20 protein-coding genes are annotated in these 17359 nt (G+C 70.1%); 13 read left to right on the forward strand and 7 right to left on the reverse strand.

Features of this window, described 5'->3' with window-relative positions:
• Positions 1–3: 3 nt before the first annotated feature.
• The 4 genes from QMK30_RS24240 (at position 4) to QMK30_RS24255 (ending at position 3438) form a co-directional block, all read left to right on the forward strand.
• Positions 4–810 (forward strand): HAD-IIA family hydrolase, encoded by an 807-nt coding sequence (locus tag QMK30_RS24240; RefSeq protein ID WP_283520427.1) that lies wholly within the window; start codon positions 4–6, stop codon positions 808–810.
• Positions 811–881: 71 nt separating this feature from the next.
• Positions 882–1646, forward strand: coding sequence for a PP2C family protein-serine/threonine phosphatase (locus QMK30_RS24245; protein ID WP_283520428.1), 765 nt, complete (start codon positions 882–884; stop codon positions 1644–1646).
• 95 nt (positions 1647–1741) lie between these two features.
• Complete coding sequence (locus tag QMK30_RS24250) at positions 1742–2839, forward strand: CapA family protein (RefSeq protein ID WP_283520489.1); 1098 nt, start codon at positions 1742–1744, stop codon at positions 2837–2839.
• Between the two features lie 401 nt (positions 2840–3240).
• On the forward strand, positions 3241–3438 hold the full coding sequence (locus QMK30_RS24255; protein ID WP_283520429.1) for a hypothetical protein: 198 nt from the start codon (positions 3241–3243) through the stop codon (positions 3436–3438).
• Between the two features lie 326 nt (positions 3439–3764).
• Here the strand turns inward: QMK30_RS24255 and QMK30_RS24260 are convergent, their stop codons facing one another.
• Complete coding sequence (locus QMK30_RS24260) at positions 3765–4184, reverse strand: heavy metal-responsive transcriptional regulator (protein ID WP_283520430.1); 420 nt, start codon at positions 4182–4184, stop codon at positions 3765–3767.
• A gap of 80 nt (positions 4185–4264) precedes the next feature.
• Between QMK30_RS24260 and QMK30_RS24265 the strand changes: the two genes are divergently transcribed.
• On the forward strand, positions 4265–4984 hold the full coding sequence (locus tag QMK30_RS24265; protein ID WP_283520431.1) for a tRNA-dependent cyclodipeptide synthase: 720 nt from the start codon (positions 4265–4267) through the stop codon (positions 4982–4984).
• A gap of 29 nt (positions 4985–5013) precedes the next feature.
• On the forward strand, positions 5014–7314 hold the full coding sequence (locus tag QMK30_RS24270; protein WP_283520432.1) for a heavy metal translocating P-type ATPase: 2301 nt from the start codon (positions 5014–5016) through the stop codon (positions 7312–7314).
• 72 nt (positions 7315–7386) lie between these two features.
• On the opposite strand, the gene QMK30_RS24275 is transcribed toward QMK30_RS24270, so the two are convergent.
• The 4 genes from QMK30_RS24275 to QMK30_RS24290 all read right to left on the reverse strand — a co-directional run bounded on the left by QMK30_RS24275 (position 7387) and on the right by QMK30_RS24290 (position 9828).
• A complete protein-coding gene (locus tag QMK30_RS24275) occupies positions 7387–7650 on the reverse strand; it encodes a heavy-metal-associated domain-containing protein (RefSeq protein ID WP_283520433.1) in 264 nt (87 codons plus the stop codon).
• Positions 7651–7660: 10 nt separating this feature from the next.
• Positions 7661–8776, reverse strand: a complete 1116-nt coding sequence (locus QMK30_RS24280) for an urease accessory protein UreH domain-containing protein (protein ID WP_283520434.1) — start codon at positions 8774–8776, stop codon at positions 7661–7663.
• Positions 8777–8891: 115 nt separating this feature from the next.
• The gene (locus QMK30_RS24285; RefSeq protein ID WP_283520435.1) at positions 8892–9287 is read right to left on the reverse strand and encodes a hypothetical protein; all 396 of its coding nucleotides are present in this window, start codon (positions 9285–9287) and stop codon (positions 8892–8894) included.
• A gap of 76 nt (positions 9288–9363) precedes the next feature.
• Entirely contained in the window at positions 9364–9828 is a 465-nt protein-coding gene (locus QMK30_RS24290; protein WP_283520436.1) for a hypothetical protein, read from the reverse strand.
• A gap of 253 nt (positions 9829–10081) precedes the next feature.
• Here QMK30_RS24290 and QMK30_RS24295 point away from each other — a divergent pair, with 253 nt between their 5' ends.
• The 5 genes from QMK30_RS24295 (at position 10082) to QMK30_RS24315 (ending at position 12492) form a co-directional block, all read left to right on the forward strand.
• Positions 10082–10228 (forward strand): hypothetical protein, encoded by a 147-nt coding sequence (locus QMK30_RS24295; protein ID WP_283520437.1) that lies wholly within the window; start codon positions 10082–10084, stop codon positions 10226–10228.
• 58 nt (positions 10229–10286) lie between these two features.
• Positions 10287–10514, forward strand: coding sequence for a hypothetical protein (locus QMK30_RS24300; protein ID WP_283520438.1), 228 nt, complete (start codon positions 10287–10289; stop codon positions 10512–10514).
• Positions 10511–10726 (forward strand): hypothetical protein, encoded by a 216-nt coding sequence (locus QMK30_RS24305; RefSeq protein ID WP_283520439.1) that lies wholly within the window; start codon positions 10511–10513, stop codon positions 10724–10726. Before QMK30_RS24300 ends, QMK30_RS24305 begins: the two co-directional genes overlap by 4 nt.
• A gap of 73 nt (positions 10727–10799) precedes the next feature.
• A complete protein-coding gene (locus tag QMK30_RS24310; protein WP_283520440.1) occupies positions 10800–11018 on the forward strand; it encodes a hypothetical protein in 219 nt (72 codons plus the stop codon).
• 463 nt (positions 11019–11481) lie between these two features.
• Positions 11482–12492 (forward strand): lytic polysaccharide monooxygenase auxiliary activity family 9 protein, encoded by a 1011-nt coding sequence (locus QMK30_RS24315; RefSeq protein ID WP_283520441.1) that lies wholly within the window; start codon positions 11482–11484, stop codon positions 12490–12492.
• Positions 12493–12566: 74 nt separating this feature from the next.
• On the opposite strand, the gene QMK30_RS24320 is transcribed toward QMK30_RS24315, so the two are convergent.
• Complete coding sequence (locus QMK30_RS24320) at positions 12567–13436, reverse strand: esterase/lipase family protein (RefSeq protein ID WP_283520442.1); 870 nt, start codon at positions 13434–13436, stop codon at positions 12567–12569.
• Positions 13437–13663: 227 nt separating this feature from the next.
• Between QMK30_RS24320 and QMK30_RS24325 the strand changes: the two genes are divergently transcribed.
• Together QMK30_RS24325 and QMK30_RS24330 are read left to right on the forward strand one after the other, a co-directional pair.
• Entirely contained in the window at positions 13664–14698 is a 1035-nt protein-coding gene (locus QMK30_RS24325; protein WP_283520443.1) for a DUF3533 domain-containing protein, read from the forward strand.
• A 37-nt stretch (positions 14699–14735) separates the two neighbouring features.
• Complete coding sequence (locus QMK30_RS24330) at positions 14736–15920, forward strand: AAA family ATPase (RefSeq protein WP_283520444.1); 1185 nt, start codon at positions 14736–14738, stop codon at positions 15918–15920.
• A 199-nt stretch (positions 15921–16119) separates the two neighbouring features.
• On the opposite strand, the gene QMK30_RS24335 is transcribed toward QMK30_RS24330, so the two are convergent.
• Positions 16120–17202 carry a S1 family peptidase gene (locus QMK30_RS24335; RefSeq protein WP_283520445.1) on the reverse strand — a complete coding sequence of 361 codons (1083 nt, stop codon included), beginning with the start codon at positions 17200–17202 and terminating at the stop codon, positions 16120–16122.
• Positions 17203–17359 lie beyond the last annotated feature (157 nt).

The following is a 17359-nucleotide window of genomic DNA, read 5'->3' on the forward strand; positions in this document are numbered from 1 at the left end:
CGTATGGAAGCAGGCGGCGCGGTTCTGATCGACATCGACGGAGTACTCACGGTCTCCTGGGAGCCGTTGCCCGGCACCGTCGCGGCCATGGAGCGGTTGCGCGCCTCGGGGCACTCCTTCGCCCTGGTCACCAACACGACCTCGCGGACTCGTGCCTCGATCGCCGAGCGCCTGGCCGGGGCAGGGTTCCCCGTCACCGTCGACGACATCCTCACCGCGCCGGCCGTCACCGCAGCGTATCTGCGTGAGCACTGTCCGCGCGCTCGTTGTCTGCTGCTCAACGCCGGTGACATCCGGGACGATCTGTCGGGTGTGACGCTCGTCGACGAGACGGATCCGGACGCCGACGTGGACGTGATCGTCATCGGAGGGGCCGGCGACGAGTTCGGCTACCCGGCCCTCAACCGCGTCTTCCGCCACCTGCAGCGCGGAGCCCGCCTCGTGGCGATGCACCGCAACCTCTTCTGGCGCACCGCCGACGGTCTCAGCCTCGACAGCGGAGCCTTTCTCCTGGGCCTGGAGCGGGCCGCCCGCGTCGAGGCGGAGATCACCGGCAAACCGGCCGAGGCGTTCTTCGCCGCCGCGCTCGCCCACCTCGGCGCCGAGCCGTCGACGGCGCTCGTGGTCGGGGACGACATCGAGTCCGACGTACTCGCCGCCCAGCGCGGCGGGATCACCGGCGTCCTCGTCAAGACCGGCAAGTACCTGCCCGAGACCCACCGGACGGCCACGGGCACACCGGACCACGTCATCGACTCCTTCGCCGCGCTGCCCGCCCTCCTGGAACGCCTGGCCACGGGCTCCGACTGAGCCGGGGGCGGATCTCGGCGCGACAATGGTGGTGCGGAACACGCCTGCCGTTGCGGAGAGGCGGGACCGAAATGCCGTACATCACCGTCAGTGCCCTGAGCCATCCAGGACTCGTACGCGATCACAACGAGGACAGTCTGGTCGTCGGACCGTGGACGCTGTGCGGAACCATGACCGAGAACCCGCAGACGCTGGGGTTCCCGCTCGGCAACCCGCTCGTTGTCGCGGTCGCCGACGGCATCGGCGGCCAGCCGGCCGGCGAGGTGGCCAGCGGCCTCGTCGTCCGGCACCTCGCGTCGCTCGGGCCGACGCTGGACAGCGAGCAGGCCGTGCGCGACGCCCTGGACGTCTGCAATCACGCCGTGTACGCGGCTGCCGACCGTGATCCGGAGCTGGCCACCATGGGCACGACGGTCGCGGGTGTCGTGGTCCTCGCGAAGGACCTGCTGGTGTTCAACGTCGGCGACAGCAGAGTGCTCGACGTGAGCCCGAACGAGCCCGGCGAGGGCGGCGGAACCCCCCTCCACCGGGTGAGCGTCGACGACAGCCCGCCCCTGGAGCCGGGCCGGCGCACCACGTCGATCATCACGCAGGCCCTCGGCGGCACTCGGCGGTTCAGCCCGATCACGCCGCACGTCAGCACGGCGCCGCTCACCGCAGGGGGGCGCTACTTGGTGTGTACCGACGGACTGACCGACCCCGTGCCCGAGGACAGGCTCGACGACCTGCTGCGGACCCACGACGACGGCCGGGCGGTCTTCGAACTGTGGAAGTCCGCCATCGAGGCAGGCGGCCCCGACAACATCACGCTCGCGCTGATCGCCATCCTCGAATAGCCGACGCCAGGGCGCCACGTCAGACATGCCAGGTACGCCGACACGGCAGACACCTCGAAGACACGACGCGCACGACAGAACGGAGGACCGGCTTGATCACACTGTTCGTCTGCGGCGACGTCATGCTCGGCCGCGGCGTGGACCAGATCCTGCCGCACCCCGGCGACCCGGAACTCCGCGAGAGGTACGTACGGGACGCCCGGGAGTACGTCGGTCTGGCGGAGGCGGTGAACGGACCCATCCCGCGCCCGGTCGGCTTCTCCTGGCCCTGGGGGGACGCACTGGAGGTCCTCGACGCGGCCGCGCCCGACGCCCGCGTGATCAACCTGGAGACCAGCGTCACGCGCAGCGACTCGTTCGCCCCCGGCAAGGAGATCCACTACCGGATGCACCCCGCCAACCTCCCCTGCCTGCCGGCCGCCCGCCCCGACGTCTGCGTACTGGCCAACAACCACGTCCTGGACTTCGGCCGCCGTGGCCTCGCGGAGACACTCGACTCGTTGGCCGGCGCGGGCTTGCGGACGGCCGGCGCGGGCCGGGACGCCGCCGGGGCGAGCCGCCCGGCGACCGTCCTCCTCGACGGGGGCCGACGGCTCCTGGTCTTCTCCTTCGGCATGCCGTCCAGCGGTGTCCCGCAGTCCTGGGCCGCGACCGGGTCGCGCGGCGGAGTCAGCTTCGTGGCCGGTGCTTCGGACCCCGCTGCGGCCGAAGTGGCCGACCGCATACGGCGGATGAAGCGTCCCGGCGACATCGCGGTGGTCTCGGTCCACTGGGGCTCCAACTGGGGCTATCGCATACCCCGGGACCAAGTCGCCTCCGCCCACGCCCTGATCGACGCCGGAGCGGACGTCGTGCACGGCCACTCCTCGCACCACCCCCGTCCCCTGGAGGTGTACCGGGGCAAGCTCGTCCTGTACGGCTGCGGCGACTTCATCAACGACTACGAGGGAATCACCGGCTACGAGCAGTACCGCGACGACCTGCGGCTCCTCTACCTCCCCTCGCTCGAACCCGGCACGGGCAAGCTCACCGACCTGCGCATCACCCCGCTGCAGGCCCGGCGCATGCGCCTGTGCCACGCCTCGTCCGACGACTGCCGGTGGCTGCGATCCCTCCTCGACCGGCTCACCGAGGGGTTCCGCCCGTGCGCCGCGCCGGACCCGGAGGGCACCTTGACGCTCCGGGTGGCCTGACGCACCTGATCCTCGACCCGCCGACGACCGCCCTCGCCCCCAAGGAGCTCTACCTGGTGACGACAGCCGACGATTCGCGCGCATCTACACCACCCTCGGAACCCAGGGCCCCCTCTGCCGGAGGTTCTGCCTCTATCGCGACCGAGACTTCCGCGAAAGCCAGATCGTTTGAGAACCCCGAGCCTCCGCATTCTCAAACGACTTGGAATCCCAGCAGGTCAACGGCTAACCATCTGACAGATGCACTTCGACAGGACAACTCCTGTCTGATGGTTCGCCCGTAGTAGTGCTGATCCCGGTCTCGATCTATGCAGCGGTGTTCTCCGCCCTGATCGTGGAGATGACTCAGCTGGTCGAGGTCGGGGGCATCGCTCCCCGTTCTTGCTGCTCGGGGGTGGGGTATGTCGTACGTGCTCGGCGAGGTCTCGATGAGTCTTCGCTATGTGGACGGGAAGATCGACGAAGACCGGCCCTGGCCGACTACCGGCGCCGATGTCTTCGAGCCTTCGGTGCCGTGGCGTACGTTCCGCTGGCGGCATGGACGGAAGCACTACTCGGGCACGTACTGGTCCTCCACGATGCGCGACCATGTCGGCTAAGAGTCGCGGCTTGAGCTGACGCGCCTGCTCTACGTCGACTCGACCAGGACGTGACGGCGGTCTTCGCCCTCGTCTGTGAAGGGTCCTGCGTCCAGGGGCGCCTTCGTCTACACCGCGCCGGCGACGCGCACTACGGGACAGGTACCGCCCACGGCGACGACATCTACGAGCACGGCGGCTTCGCGGCCACTTCTTCCCCCGCAACCTGCTCCGTGCCCTGGCCGACGGCTGGACCGTGGATGAGGTCCACGCCTTCGAGGAGGGCGAGCTGCCGCACCGGTCTTTGGCGCGTCACTCAGGCCCTGCCCCGGTAACCGCCACCCGCGTCATGCGTCTGTCGGTGTGGTCGAGGTGTCTTCGATGATGTGGCAGATGACGCCGGGCTCGCCGCGTCCGGCGGCCTGGCCGGCGCGGTCGCGGGCGTCCTGGAGGGTTGCGCGCAGGGCGGTCAGGTCGGCGATGCGCTGGTCGATCTCGGTGAGGTGTTCGTCGAGGAGGCCGGTGACCAGGGCGCAGGGCTGTTCCCCCTGGCGTTGCAGGTCGAGGATTCGCTTGATCTCTTTCAGGCTCAAGCCCAGGGCCTGTGCCTGCCGGATGAAGTGGAGTTCCGGGAGCGCCTGCTCGGTGTACGTGCGGTATCCGGCGGAAGTGCGCTCCGCCTCGGCGATCAGGCCGTTGGCTTCGTAGAGGCGTACGGCTTTGGGGCTCAGCCCGGTCTGCTTGGCGACGCGACCGACGGTCAGCATGGCGGTGATCTCCTCATACGGGGGAATGCCGCCATTGTGCACTTGACCTTGCCCTAAGGGCAAGGTTTTAGCGTCCAGACATGACGACCCAGCGAGGAGACGGGACCCCGCCGGCCTTGGAACTCACACCGATGAGTCCCCAGTGCGGTGATGTGGTGGCGCGTGCCGAGCACGCGTGCATCGGGATCAGCCCGTTCAACAGCTACTTCTCCACCGAGCGGATTCGCGAGCTGGCCGTGTGGGGGCTGGAGCGGTTCGCCTGGGTGGACTTCTTCGTCCCTGACGCGCCGAGTGCCTTCACCTTCGAGGCGCTGGGGTATTCGCCCGAGCGGGCGGCGTGGAAGGCACGTCGGCAGGGCCAGTACACCCGGAACAAGATCCGTACCGCCCTGACCGGCCTGGGTGTGGTGGAACCTGACGATCGCATCCTGGGCTGGGCCGAGCTGGACGGCAACGCTGCCTTCGCGCGGCTGCACGACCGATGTCGCGAGCTGTACGACGGCGACAAGGGCTTCCGGGGGGCCTGCCAGGAGGCCGCCGGCTGGGTGCTCTCCGGCAAGTTGCCTGACGGTTCGACGCCGAGCGAGCAGCAGGTCGAATGCGCGGTGCGCTACTTCCTGGCCGAGCTTCCCCTGTTCGTCGACACTCCGGCCATCGTCGGCGCCGGGGCGTCGGTCTTCTGCTATCACCAGCCGCCCGACGTACTGCGCCGCCTGTACGGGCGCGAGCTGATCCTGCACCCCGCTCCCGGCCAGGGCTTCGCCGTCGTGGCACCCCTCGACACCGCCCGCTGGAACTGAACTCCGTGAACAGAGAGATGAGCCGCCCCATGACCACCACGGATATAGCCGGTGAGGTACCCGGCCTGAGCGAGCCGGCGAACGCCGTCGACCTGTCGATCACGGGGATGACCTGTGCCTCGTGCGCGGCCCGGATCGAACGGAAGCTGAACAAGCTGCCGGGCGTGAGGGCGTCGGTGAACTTCGCGACCGCCAGTGCACGCGTCTCCCACGCGGATGACGTGACTGCGCAGGAACTGATCAACGCGGTCAAGGCAACCGGCTATGGCGCCTCACTCCCCGCCCCGCCCGCCCTCTCCACCTCCGCTGAGGAGGGCGGGGTGGCCGATGAGGAGGAGCGCCATGTGCGGGCGCTGCGGGATCGGCTGCTGGCCTCGGCGGTTCTGACGGTGCCGGTGGTGGTGCTGTCGATGGTGCCGGCCACGCAGTTCCGGTTCTGGCAGTGGCTGGCCTTCGCGCTGGCCTCACCGGTGGCGCTGTGGGGGGCATGGCCGTTCCACCGTGCGGCCGCGCTGAACCTGCGGCACCGGGCGGTGACCATGGACACCCTGGTCTCCCTGGGCGTGTTGGCTGCCTGGGTGTGGAGCGTGTACGCGCTCTTCCTCGGCGGTGCGGGCGAGCCCGGCATGCGGATGGAGGTCTCGCTGCTGCCCCGCTCGGGCGAGCACGCGGGTTCGGCCGAGCTGTATCTGGAGGTGGCCGCGGCGCTGACGGCGTTCATTCTGGCTGGCCGCTACTTCGAGGCCCGCGCACGGCGCAAGGCCGGGGACGCGATCCGGGCGCTGATGGACCTGGGCGCCAAGGACGTCACCGTCCTGAGAGACGGACGGGAAGTACGGGTGCCGATCGATCAGTTGGCGGTTGGCGCGGAGTTCGTCGTACGGCCCGGGGAGAAGGTCGCCACCGACGGGGTGGCCGTCGAGGGTTCCTCGGCGGTGGACGAATCGCTGCTGACCGGGGAGTCTCTGCCGGTGGAGGTCGGCCCGGGTGACGCGGTCACCGGCGCGACCGTCAACGCCGGGGGCCGCCTCGTCGTACGCGCCTCGCGGGTTGGGGCGGACACCAAGCTGGCGCAGATCGCCCGCCTGGTGGAGGCGGCTCAGACCGGCAAGGCGGCCGTGCAGCGGCTCGCGGACCGGATATCGGCGGTCTTCGTCCCGATCGTGATCCTGCTGGCCGTCGGGACGCTGGCCACCTGGCTGCTGCTGGGCCATCCTGCGCCGGTGGCACTGACCGCGGCGGTCGCGGTGCTGATCATTGCCTGCCCGTGCGCGCTCGGACTCGCCACGCCGACCGCGCTGATGGTCGGCACCGGGCGGGGCGCCCAGCTCGGCCTGCTGATCCGCGGCCCCGAGGTCCTGGAGTCCACCCGCCGCATCGACACCATCGTGCTGGACAAGACCGGCACCGTCACCGAGGGCCGGATGCGCCTTGCCGAGGTGGTGGCCTCCGAGGGCGAGACCCGGGAGGAGATCCTGCGTCTCGCCGGCGCGGTGGAGCACGCCAGTGAGCACCCGATCGCCAAGGCCATCGCGGACGCCGCCGACGAGGAGCAGGGTGGCCTCGCGTCCGTCACCGGCTTCGCCAACCACGCCGGGCGTGGTGTCACCGGCACCGTGGACGGCCGCCAGGTGATGGCCGGCCGGGCGAGCTGGCTCACCGATCAGTGGGGCCTGGAGATCCCGCCCACGCTGGTCCGAGCCCAGCAGCAGGCCGAGGAGTCCGGGCGTACGGTCGTCTTCGCCGCCTGGGAGGAGAAGGTACGAGCCGCCTTGGTGGTCGCCGACACCGTTAAGGCAACCAGCGCCGAAGCCGTCGCCCAGTTCAAGGCACTCGGCCTCACCCCGGTACTGCTCACCGGCGACAACGAGGCGGCTGCTCGCCACGTCGCCGCCGAGGTCGGCATCGACACCGTCATCGCCGAGGTCCACCCCGAGGACAAGGTCGCCGAGATCAAGCGGCTGCAAGGCCAGGGCAAGGTGGTCGCGATGGTCGGCGACGGCATCAACGACGCCGCCGCCCTCGCCCAGGCCGACCTCGGACTCGCCATGGGCACCGGCACCGACGCGGCCATCGCCGCCGCCGACCTCACCTTGGTCAAGGGCGACCTGCGCGGCGCCGCCGACGCGATCCGCCTCGCCCGCAAGACCCTGACCACCATCAAGGGCAACCTCTTCTGGGCCTTCGCCTACAACGTCGCAGCCCTGCCGCTGGCCGCGCTCGGCCTGCTCAACCCGCTGATCGCCGGGGCCGCGATGGCCAGCTCCTCGGTTTTCGTCGTCACCAACAGCCTGCGCCTGCGCCGCTTCCAGCCCGCCAACCGCACCTGAGTACCGCGTCGACAAGCCCGAAGCCCGGCCGGGAGCATCTCCCGGCCGGGCTTCGGCATGACCGCGTATGCGTCAGCCGGCGACGCGTGCCGTGTACTCCCCGGCCGCTTCCACCGCCGCGACGAGAGCCGCGATGTCCACCTCGGCGCCCTCCTCGAGTCGGACGACGCTGCGTCCGGCGCGCGCATCCGTAGCGGCCGAGCGGACTCCGTCGATCTCCTCCAGCTCGTCGTCGATGAGCAGACCGCAGCTGCCGCAGTGCATGCCCTCGATCAGGAGCACAACCTCAGCGCCGGTCTCGGCTTCGGTGTTGTTCTTACGGCCGAACAGCTTCATGTCAGGTCCCTCACGCCTTGAATTCGATCTCGCCGGTCTGCATGCCCATGGCGCAGGAGAAGCGCAGGGTGCCCGCCTTGCGGGTACCCAGGTCGATCTCGGTGTCACCGTCGCGCTTGACGATCTCCTGGACCCCGAGCTCCGGGATGGTGAAGGCACGGGCGCACCCGCCCGAATCCTTGCCGTGCAGCACCAGCTTGGTCGGCACGCCCGCCTTCGCGGTGAAGGCGGTGGGACTGTAGAAGTCCGTCACGGTCAGCGTGACGATCTGCTTCCCGGACGCGTCGACGTGTACGGGCGGCACACCGGCCTCCTTGCCGCCTTCTCCGGTCCCGCTGCCTTCGCCGCCCTCGACGATGAACGGCCCGTTCGCGGCCGTGTTCCTCGCCGGGGTGTTGAAGGAGACCCAGCCCCCGGCCTGGAGCGCGGAACCCATCGTCCACACAGCCACGGCCAGCACCACCACGCCGGTGGCCACGGCCAGCCGGCCGGACAGCGCCTGGCTGCTACGCCGGAACAGATACCCGAGCAGGGCGAACAGGGGCGAGGTGCCGAGTACGAACCCGGCCATCACCGCGGCACCGGCCACCGCCGAGCCGGACGTGATCGCCAACAGCTCCATCGAGAGGGTGACCCCGCACGGCACCAGCACCGTGGCGAAGCCGATCAGCGCGGGCGCCACGGCGGAGTCGCTCTTCGAGCTGCGCCGCATCAGACGCCCGAAGGACGCCGGCGGCCGGGGCACCAGCCGCCCCACCGCCTTCACCCCGAAGAGATCCAGCGCGAACAGCACCATGATCAGGCCGGCGACCAGCAGCAGCACCGCCTGGGTACGGGGGCTCGGCTGCAAGGCGCTCCCGAACACACCCAGCAGGACGCCGAGCAAGGTGTGGGAGACCAGCTTCCCGGCCAGGAACGCCCCGACCGGCGCCAGTGGCGTGGCGGCCTCCGAAGCAGGGGGCGCGCTCCGGGAAGTCTTGCGGGCCGGCTTCGGGGCAGGGGCGGGGGTGCGGCGGCGGGTGACGGCCCCGGCCAGCAGGCCCCCCTGTACGGCGGCGCACGAGGCACCACCAGCGAGCAGTCCGGTGCTCGCACCGGTGATCAACAAAGCGACGGACGACGGCATGCGTCGTTACTCCAGTTCTGCGAAGACGGCACGCACACACGGAAATCCGGGCGTGCCGAGTGGACATGAGGAACACGGCGTCCCGCGAGGCGACTGCCTCACGAGCGGCGAACCATCACGTCCGTGACACGCACAACCGGTGCAGATCCGGAGGGTCAACTATCCGAGGCGGGGCATTGGGCTGTTCCATCAGGAGCGCGTGACCGCAGGCCATCGCGTGCGGTACGGGAGCGAGCACCGGACCAGCCGGACCGTCCTGAGCGAGGGTGGCCTTGGGTGCCACGCACTGCTCCGCGGCCATCGGGCAGCGCGGACCGTGGTCCTTCGTTCCGGCCACGGCCGGAGTCACGGCATGCCCACTATGAGCGGCGACCGCGACCCGCGGGGTCATCTCCATCGGCCCCGGCATCGCCATCGCGGGACGCGCCAGCCCCGACAGACATGCAAAGAGCGCGCACACCAGCAGCACCCCGGACCAGGTCCGGAGCGGCAACAGCAGGCGTCGCGACATGCGCGCCATGCTAGGCCATCGCTCGGCAGCCACCCCAGCCTGTCGAGCATTCCGTGCCGACCGCGGACGTGTGAAGCTATTCGCCCTCCGGCCAGTCGCAGCCACTGGACACGTCGGCCTTCTGGCCTGCCGGCCCGTACACGAGCGCGATCTCGTCATGCGCCCGGAACTCGATCGCGGCCGGGTTGCCCGCGTACTCCTTGGCGTTGACGTACGCGTGGAAGTCGTTGCCGCCACCGGTCTTGAGCCCGCCGATGGAGTCCTGGGTGAGCGCGACGTTCCACTCGGTCATGAACTGACCGAGGGAGAAAGCGGCCTTGAGCGGGGACTCGATGTGGATCACGCCGTCCGTATCGTGCGTGTGCAGCGGGCTGATCTGCTGCGCCCGCTGGTCGATTCCGATGGCCCCGGGGACAGCGACCGGCTTGCCATCCACGAGCACGTCGAGGTGGGCGGGCTCGGCTCGGGAACTGGACGGCCCGCCCGAGGACCGGACAAAGACGGTGAGCCCGGCGACGACTGCGAGCACCAAGACGCTCACCGCGAGAACGATCAGCCGGCGGCGCCGACGCTGGGCGTGTTCCGCCTGCTCACGCAGTGCCGCAGCCCGGGCCCGGCGGTCCGCCGGGCCTTCCTCTCAGGCTTGCTGGACATGCGCGGACCCCTCTCTTCAGAACACAAACGGAATATTCTGAAAGAAACGCCCTATTTCAGACTAACCGGGCCTTGACCTTGCCCCAGGGGGAAGGTTTTAGCGTTGCCGCATCAGCACAAAGCGGGAAGGAGGTCACCTCATGGCCTTCGTCCAAGGCGAGGTGTACCGGTGCCCAGACCCTGACTGCGGCTGCGAGATCACCGTGACCAAGGGCGCGGCGCCCGGCCACGGCGGGGACCAAGTACCCACATGCTGCTGCGGCCACCGGATGGAGAAGGCAGGCTGAGCCGACGCCGCGTCAGCCGCCCTCGCACGCGATGCGCAAGACCCCTGAAGGAGCGGCGATGAGCCAGCTGTTGTACGTACTCCCCCTGCTCGCCTGCCCCGTCGGCATGGGGCTGATGATGTGGTTCATGATGCGCTCCAAGCGCACCTCGGCCACCGACCAGCAGGCACAATCCGCCCCCACTGCCGAGCAGGAGCAGGAACTGATCCGCCTGCGCAAGGAGGTCGATGCGCTGCGCGGCGACCTCGCCACGAAGCCGAGCCACCACAAGGACTCGTCCGCATGACCACCCTATGGCTCCCCCTGACCGTCACCGCGCTGGCCGTGGCGCTCACCTACGTCTGCTGCATCCGCCCGATGCGGAAACAAGGCGGCTCCTGCCCGGCCCCACCCCAGCGCACCTCGCACAGCGTCGATGAGGAGATCCGCCTCAAGCGCGAGGAGCTACGCCTCCTGCGCGAGCGGGCCGCGATGCAGGCAAGAAGACGGGAAAGGTAAGGCCCCACACGCAGGCGCTGCCAGCACGGCCGGCACAACAGGCCCGGCGGGCGGAGGTGACCTGACACACTACTTGTTCATCGCCGCCACCCAACTGGCAGCCGCAGCCCACCCGCTGCTGCGCCCCCTCGCCACCACCGTGGCTTACACCGCCGGACGCTCGGCCGACGAAAGCGCCGCGGACTGCACCGGCGATCGCGAGAGGGTCGTCAGCACGGTGGGCAAGGCCACCCCGGCCGCCCAACGAGCCCGCACCCGCTCTCGGACCCCGGCCGCTGCCCCTGGACCCTAATTCGACTCTCGGGCCAAGGTCGTGAGACAGAAGGGCCGTGTCCCTCAAATGAGACGGCCGGGAAAGCCCAGGTCGTCCCGTCGGAACGGGACATTCCGAATGCTCGCCTACAGAGGCCGAGGTAGCCCGCGACTTCCTCTCTGCCTGCCCTCTCCCTTGAGCCCTTGGCCGCACGAGGTGACCCGTCCCGGACCCTCACGGACTGGTCCGTAGCTGACACACCGGCAAACAGGGGCTTCCGGGGGCTCAGTCTGAGCCCCCGGTTAGCGCTCCCTTAACTCGACCATAAGGATCTCCATCACCCCTCCTCAGCAGGGGATTTCACGGTTTCTTGGGGCTAGCGTGCTGATCGCCGGGGCGGGGTTCCTCCCGTCGGCGCAGCAGTTCGCCGGGGGGCTGCGCCGCCGGGACGAACCCCGTCCCGTACCCCCCCACCCCGTGAAACTTGGAGGAGAACGTCACGATGACCGCTCGTCGCACGGCAGCCTCGATCGGCGCCCTCAGCATCGCCCCGCTGGCACTGACCGCCCTGTCCACCGCTCCGGCCGCCGCCCACGGGTCGATGACGGACCCGGTCTCCCGGGTGTCCGCCTGTTACGCGGAGGGTCCGGAGAGTCCCGACTCGGCGGCGTGCAAGGCGGCGGTCTCGGCGAGCGGTGTGCAGGCCTTCTACGACTGGAACGCGGTCAACATCGCCAACGCCGCCGGGAACCACAAGCAGCTGATCCCGGACGGCGAGCTGTGCAGCGCGGGCAACGACAAGTACGAGGGCCTGGACCTGCCGCGTACCGACTGGCCGTCCAGCAAGCTCGCCGCGGGTCAGCACACCTTCCGCTACAAGGGCACCGCCCCGCACAAGGGCTCCTTCGAGCTGTACATCACCAAGGACAGCTACGACCCGGCCAAGCCGCTGAAGTGGTCGGACCTGGAGGAGAAGCCCTTCGCCGACGTCACCGACCCGAAGATGGAGAACGGCGACTACGTCTTCAACGGGACCATTCCGAAGAAGTCCGGCCGCCACCTCGTCTACAGCGTCTGGCAGCGTTCGGACAGCCCCGAGGCCTTCTACACCTGCTCCGACGTGGCCTTCGGCAAGGACCCCGCGGGCTCGGGCGCGGCCCCGGCGCCGGTCGCCTCCGCCCCCTCCGAGCAGGACCTCGCCGACGGCGAGGACAAGTCCTCCGTCGAGCACAACGGCCACGGCGACGGCGACCACAAGACACGCGCCGAGGCGACGGCCCCCGCCGCCGAGCAGCCCGCGGCCGACGCACCCGCCACCGAGGAGCCCGCCGCCAACGCGCCTCGGGCGAACGGCGCCACTCTGCCGGCCGCCGCGCCCGCCGCCGACGAGAACCTCGCCGAGACCGGTGGCGACAGCACCACGCCGTACATCGCGATCGGTGGCGCCGCCGTGCTCGCCGTCGGCGCAGCGGTGATGTTCGGCTCGGTCCGCCGCAAGGCCGCCCGCCGCTGACCCACGGCCCCGCACACAGCTGCCGCCCGTCCCGTGTCCCGGGGCGGGCGGCAGTCGTTCCCGAAGAGCGTGGGTCAGCTGACGGCCGAGGCGCAGGTGGTCGGGGTGGCCCGCGCCGGGTCGAGTGAGTTGGCCACCTCGTGGAAGGCGATGCGGTCGAGGAGACCGATCGCCACGTGTTCGGAGAGGTCGACCGGACACAGGTCCTGGAGCAGGACGTTACGAACGTCCGGGCCTGCCAGGAACTGGGTGCGGTGCGGGGTGACCACCTCGTCGTACCGGGTGGCGATGACGCTGTAGCGCACCCCGGGGACGGTGTCACCGCCCTGGTTGAGCCTGGTGAGGAAGGGCGACCCGGCCACCTGGTCGGCGAGGGCCGGGGTCTTGGTGGTGAGCAGGCCCTCGATGCCGGGGAAGAACGGCAGGAGCCTGGTGAGCCCGAGCAGTGTGGTGCCGTGGTTGTCGGGTGCGATGCCGATCAGGGCGTTCACCTCGGCGGCTCCGCCGAGGAACTTCAGGTAGTGGCGCGGCATCAGGCCGCCCTGGGAGTGGCCGACCAGGTCGGCCTTGGGCGCGCCGGTCGTGGCGAGCACCTTGTCGACAAAGACGTTGAGCTGCTCGGCGGACTTGTCGATCGGGCCCAGGCCGTGGAAGAACGGCACGTCCGGGAGCTGCCCGTAGTCGAGGGAGAAGACGCAGTACCCGCGCTTGACCAGATAGGGCGCGAGGCCCAGCCAGTTGTCGACGGAGTTCCCGAAGGTCCCGTGGACGAGGACGACGGGGCGGGGGTGGGCGGCGGACGGCTTGCAGGCGTAGTTGTTCCACCCGCTGGTGGGGGCGGGCGCGGCGACGCTCGCGGTGGCCGTGACGGCGGGAGTGACGGTGGCGACGACGGCGAGGAGTAGCGCGGCGACGGGTCTGAGCGCTCGTTTCCAGGGCAGCATCGGGCGATCTCCTTGCGGCTCAAGGGGAAATGCGATGGGGTGCGCCCTGTGATCCGGATCACAAAGATGATGTGGTGACGTCAAAATACCCGCGAGTAGTCAAAGACTGAAGTGACGCGCCAAGAAATCTTGACGGAAAGTCAACAAGTCCCGGCCGCGCACCCGGGCGTCAGCCATTCGGACTCGCCCCACCTGCGGAAACACCTGGTTGCCCAGACCGTGGGGGCATGACTCTCGTCGACGAGGTGAAGACCGCCGTCACACCACGGGCCGCACTGCTCGTCATCGGTGTACTGGCGCTCCAGCTGCTGTTCATCGCGTCCTACGTGGGGGCGCTGCACAATCCGAAGCCCAAGGACGTCGCCTTCGGTGTTGTCGCCCCCGCACAGGCCGGTACCCAACTCGTCGACCAGCTCCGGAGCCTGCCCGGCAAACCGCTGGATCCTCGCACGGTCAAGGACGAGGCCACGGCCCGCGACCAGATCACGCACCGCAAGATCGACGGCGCCCTGATCGTCGACCCGACCTCCAAGAAGGACACCCTGCTGGTCGCCTCCGGCGGCGGCACCGTGCTGTCCTCGGCCCTGACCACCCTCACCACGAGGATCGAGGCGTCCGAGCAGCGCACGGTCAAAACCGTGGACGTGGCCCCGGCCTCGGGTCAGGACTTCGACGGGCTCTCCGCGTTCTACCTGGTCGTGGGCTGGTGCGTGGGCGGGTACCTCTGCGCGTCGATCCTCGCGATCAGCGCCGGCTCCCGGGCCGCCAACCGGGAGCGCGCCGTGGTCAGGCTCGGTGCCATGGCTCTCTACTCGATCGCCGGCGGCCTCGGCGGCACGATCATCGTCGGCCCGATTCTCGGCGCCCTGCCCGGCAGCATCGTGGCCTTCTGGGGACTCGGCGCCCTGGTCGTCTTCGCCGTCGGCGCGATCACGCTCGCCCTCCAGGCGCTGACCGGCATCATCGGCATCGGTCTTGCCGTCCTGCTGGTCGTCATCGCGGGCAACCCGAGCGCGGGCGGCGCCTTCCCGCTGCCGATGCTGCCGCCGTTCTGGGAGGCGATCGGCCCCGGCCTGCCGCCGGGCGCGGGCACCTGGGCGGCCCGCTCGATCGCGTACTTCAAGGGCAACGCGATGTCGGGCTCGCTCCAGGTGCTCGCCATCTGGGCGATCCTGGGCACCGTCGTCACGCTGGTGATGTCCTCGCTGCGCAGGCCGGAAGAGGTTCCCACCGCTCCCGAAGACCCCGCGGCCCTGGGGTGAGCCGGAGCGGTCCCCGCGGCCTCTCCGGGTCCCGGACGTGATCAGCACCCTGGCGGTGGAGAACTACCGGTCCCTGCGCAGACTCGTCGTCCCGCTGGGCCGGCTCACCGTGGTGACCGGCGCCAACGGCACCGGCAAGTCCAGCCTCTACCGCTCCCTGCGGCTGCTCGCCGACTCGGCCCGGGGCGGCGCGGTGGCCGCCCTCGCCCGGGAGGGCGGGCTGGCCTCGACGCTGTGGGCAGGTCCCGAGAAGACGGGCCGCGCCGTGCGCGAGGGCCGCCACCCCGTCCAGGGGACGGTGCGCACGGGACCGGTCAGCCTGCGACTGGGCTTCGCGGGCGACGAGTTCGGATACGCCGTCGACTTCGGCCACCCCTCCCCCGCGCCCGATTCCCTCTTCGGTCTCGACCCGGAGATCAAGCGGGAGTGCACCTGGTCCGGGCCGGTGCTGCGCCCCGCCGCGATGCTCTGCGACCGTTCGGGACCCGCCGTGCGGACCCGCGCGGCCGATGGCAGCTGGCACCGGACGCAGGGCGCGGTACGCCCGTACGACAGCATGCTCAGCGAGCTGGCCGACCCGCAACTGGCCCCCGATCTGCTGGCGCTGCGCGAGCAGATCAGGTCCTGGCGCTTCTACGACCATGTGCGCACCGACGCAGGGGCGCCGGCCAGGTCCGCGCGGATCGGCACCCGTACGCCGGTGCTCAGTCACGACGGCTCCGACCTGCCCGCGGCGCTCCAGACGATCCGGGAGATCGGCGACCACGACGCGCTGGACACCGCGGTCGACGCGGCGTTCCCCGGCAGCCGCGTCACGGTCGCCGACCACGGCGGCCGGTTCGAACTGGAGCTGCGTCAGCACGGCCTGCTGCGACCGCTGGGTGCCGCCGAACTCTCCGACGGCACCCTGCGCTACCTGCTGTGGGTGGCGGCCCTGCTGACTCCGCGCCCGCCCACCCTGCTGGTGCTCAACGAGCCCGAGACCAGCCTCCACCCGGACCTGCTGCGACCGCTCGCGGAGCTCATCCTCACCGCGGGCGCCAACATCCAGCTGGTCGTCGTCACGCACGCCGGGCCGCTGGCCGAGGCGCTGGGACGCGGCGCCCGCGACCGGCGCCTCGATCTGCGCACCGTCGAACTGATCAAGGACTTCGGCGAGACCGGCGTGGCCGGACGCGAGGGCCCGCTGGACGAACCGCTCTGGTACTGGCCCAAGCGGTAGCCCGCGGACCCCGCGGGTCAGGCCAGGCCCGAGACCCTGCCGCAGCAGGTTCCTGCCCCGGTCGGTCTGTCGTGACAGCACTAACAGGCCGGCCGGCGACCTATGTCATCGACCGACCTGTAGGACCTTGGAGCCTAGGAATCGCGCGGCCGGATCAGCCGGTCTCGGGCCGACTCCTGCCGGGTCGGGCCTTGTCGGGTCAGCCGATCTCCGCCCCGAGGGCGGACAGCGCGGCAGGCACCGGCTGGAAGAACGTCTCGCCGCCGGCGGAGCAGTCGCCACTGCCGCCCGAGGTCAGACCCAGCGCGGTGTCGGCCGCGAAGAGCGAGCCGCCGCTGTCGCCCGGCTCGGCGCAGACCGTGGTCTGGATGAGCCCGTTGACGATGTCGCCGTTGCCGTAGTTCACGGTCGCGTCGAGCGCGGTGACCTCACCGTCGTGCACCTGGGTGGTGGAGCCACTACGCTGCACCTGCTGGCCGACGGTGGCCTCGCCGGCCTTGCTGATCGCCCGCGCGCTGCCGTTATAGAGGTTCACCTCGCTGGGGTGCGCTACTCCGTCGTCGTACTTCACCAGGGCGAAGTCGGTCGTCGGGAACTTCGACTCGGCCATGGTGCCGAGCTTGCCGCCTCCCTGCTCCGTCCACGCGCTGCCGGCCTGGCCGCAGTGGCCCGCCGTGATGAAGTGCGGCGCGCCGTCCTTGACCACGTTGAAGCCGAGCGAGCAGCGTCCGCCGCCGCTGAGGATGGCGTCACCACCAGCGACGAGGGGCTTGAACTCCCCCGCCGTCTTCTTCAGTTCGGCCTTGGCGCCGAGCGCCTCGACGACCTTCTCCAGCTTGCTGAAGGCCTCGCCCTTGACCGTACGGTCCGCCGTGACGATCACCCTGTTGCTCACCGGGTCCGTACCCCAGGAAGTGCCAGGGATGGTCGCCTTGTCGGTGAGAGTCGTGCGCGCGGCCTTCAGCTCGTTGAGGGTGTTCTCGACGATTCTGGCCTTGCCGCCCGCCTTGCGTACGCCCTGCGCCGCCGCCTCGTCCACGACGTTGACCACCAGGGCCTTGGACTTGGTGTCGTAGTACGCGCCGGCCGCGTCGCCGCCCAGACCCGAGGTGAGGTCGGAGCCGAGCTTTCCGGCCGCCGTCGCCGACAGCGACTTGACGGTGTACTGAGGGATTTCCTCGCTTGCGTTCGCAGTCTGGAAGGTGACTCCCGCTGCGACCAGGGCCGCGACACCGGCTCCTACGACCGCCACGCGCCTCTTGGGTATGCGTCGGTGCTTCAAGTCAAGACCTCCTGTGGGGGGTCGGGCCCAGCAAGGTGGGGGGGATGGCCCGGAGACGCCCACTATTCCGAGGTCATCCACTCGCACACAAGGTCGACTTCAAGACGCGCACACGACAACCCCCGCACGGTTGCTGTCTCTTTACATCAGCGGTCAT

Source organism: Streptomyces sp. H27-C3, from assembly GCF_030063415.1.
Taxonomy (GTDB): domain Bacteria; phylum Actinomycetota; class Actinomycetes; order Streptomycetales; family Streptomycetaceae; genus Streptomyces.

Coding starts and splice junctions, on each gene's coding strand:
- QMK30_RS24240 (WP_283520427.1), top strand. CDS start 4: ATGGAAGCAGGCGGCGCGGTTCTGATCGACATCGACGGAGTACTCACG.
- QMK30_RS24245 (WP_283520428.1), top strand. CDS start 882: ATGCCGTACATCACCGTCAGTGCCCTGAGCCATCCAGGACTCGTACGC.
- QMK30_RS24255 (WP_283520429.1), top strand. CDS start 3,241: ATGTCGTACGTGCTCGGCGAGGTCTCGATGAGTCTTCGCTATGTGGAC.
- QMK30_RS24260 (WP_283520430.1), bottom strand. CDS start 4,184: ATGCTGACCGTCGGTCGCGTCGCCAAGCAGACCGGGCTGAGCCCCAAA.
- QMK30_RS24265 (WP_283520431.1), top strand. CDS start 4,265: ATGACGACCCAGCGAGGAGACGGGACCCCGCCGGCCTTGGAACTCACA.
- QMK30_RS24270 (WP_283520432.1), top strand. CDS start 5,014: ATGACCACCACGGATATAGCCGGTGAGGTACCCGGCCTGAGCGAGCCG.
- QMK30_RS24275 (WP_283520433.1), bottom strand. CDS start 7,650: ATGAAGCTGTTCGGCCGTAAGAACAACACCGAAGCCGAGACCGGCGCT.
- QMK30_RS24280 (WP_283520434.1), bottom strand. CDS start 8,776: ATGCCGTCGTCCGTCGCTTTGTTGATCACCGGTGCGAGCACCGGACTG.
- QMK30_RS24285 (WP_283520435.1), bottom strand. CDS start 9,287: ATGTCGCGACGCCTGCTGTTGCCGCTCCGGACCTGGTCCGGGGTGCTG.
- QMK30_RS24295 (WP_283520437.1), top strand. CDS start 10,082: ATGGCCTTCGTCCAAGGCGAGGTGTACCGGTGCCCAGACCCTGACTGC.
- QMK30_RS24300 (WP_283520438.1), top strand. CDS start 10,287: ATGAGCCAGCTGTTGTACGTACTCCCCCTGCTCGCCTGCCCCGTCGGC.
- QMK30_RS24305 (WP_283520439.1), top strand. CDS start 10,511: ATGACCACCCTATGGCTCCCCCTGACCGTCACCGCGCTGGCCGTGGCG.
- QMK30_RS24315 (WP_283520441.1), top strand. CDS start 11,482: ATGACCGCTCGTCGCACGGCAGCCTCGATCGGCGCCCTCAGCATCGCC.
- QMK30_RS24320 (WP_283520442.1), bottom strand. CDS start 13,436: ATGCTGCCCTGGAAACGAGCGCTCAGACCCGTCGCCGCGCTACTCCTC.
- QMK30_RS24325 (WP_283520443.1), top strand. CDS start 13,664: ATGACTCTCGTCGACGAGGTGAAGACCGCCGTCACACCACGGGCCGCA.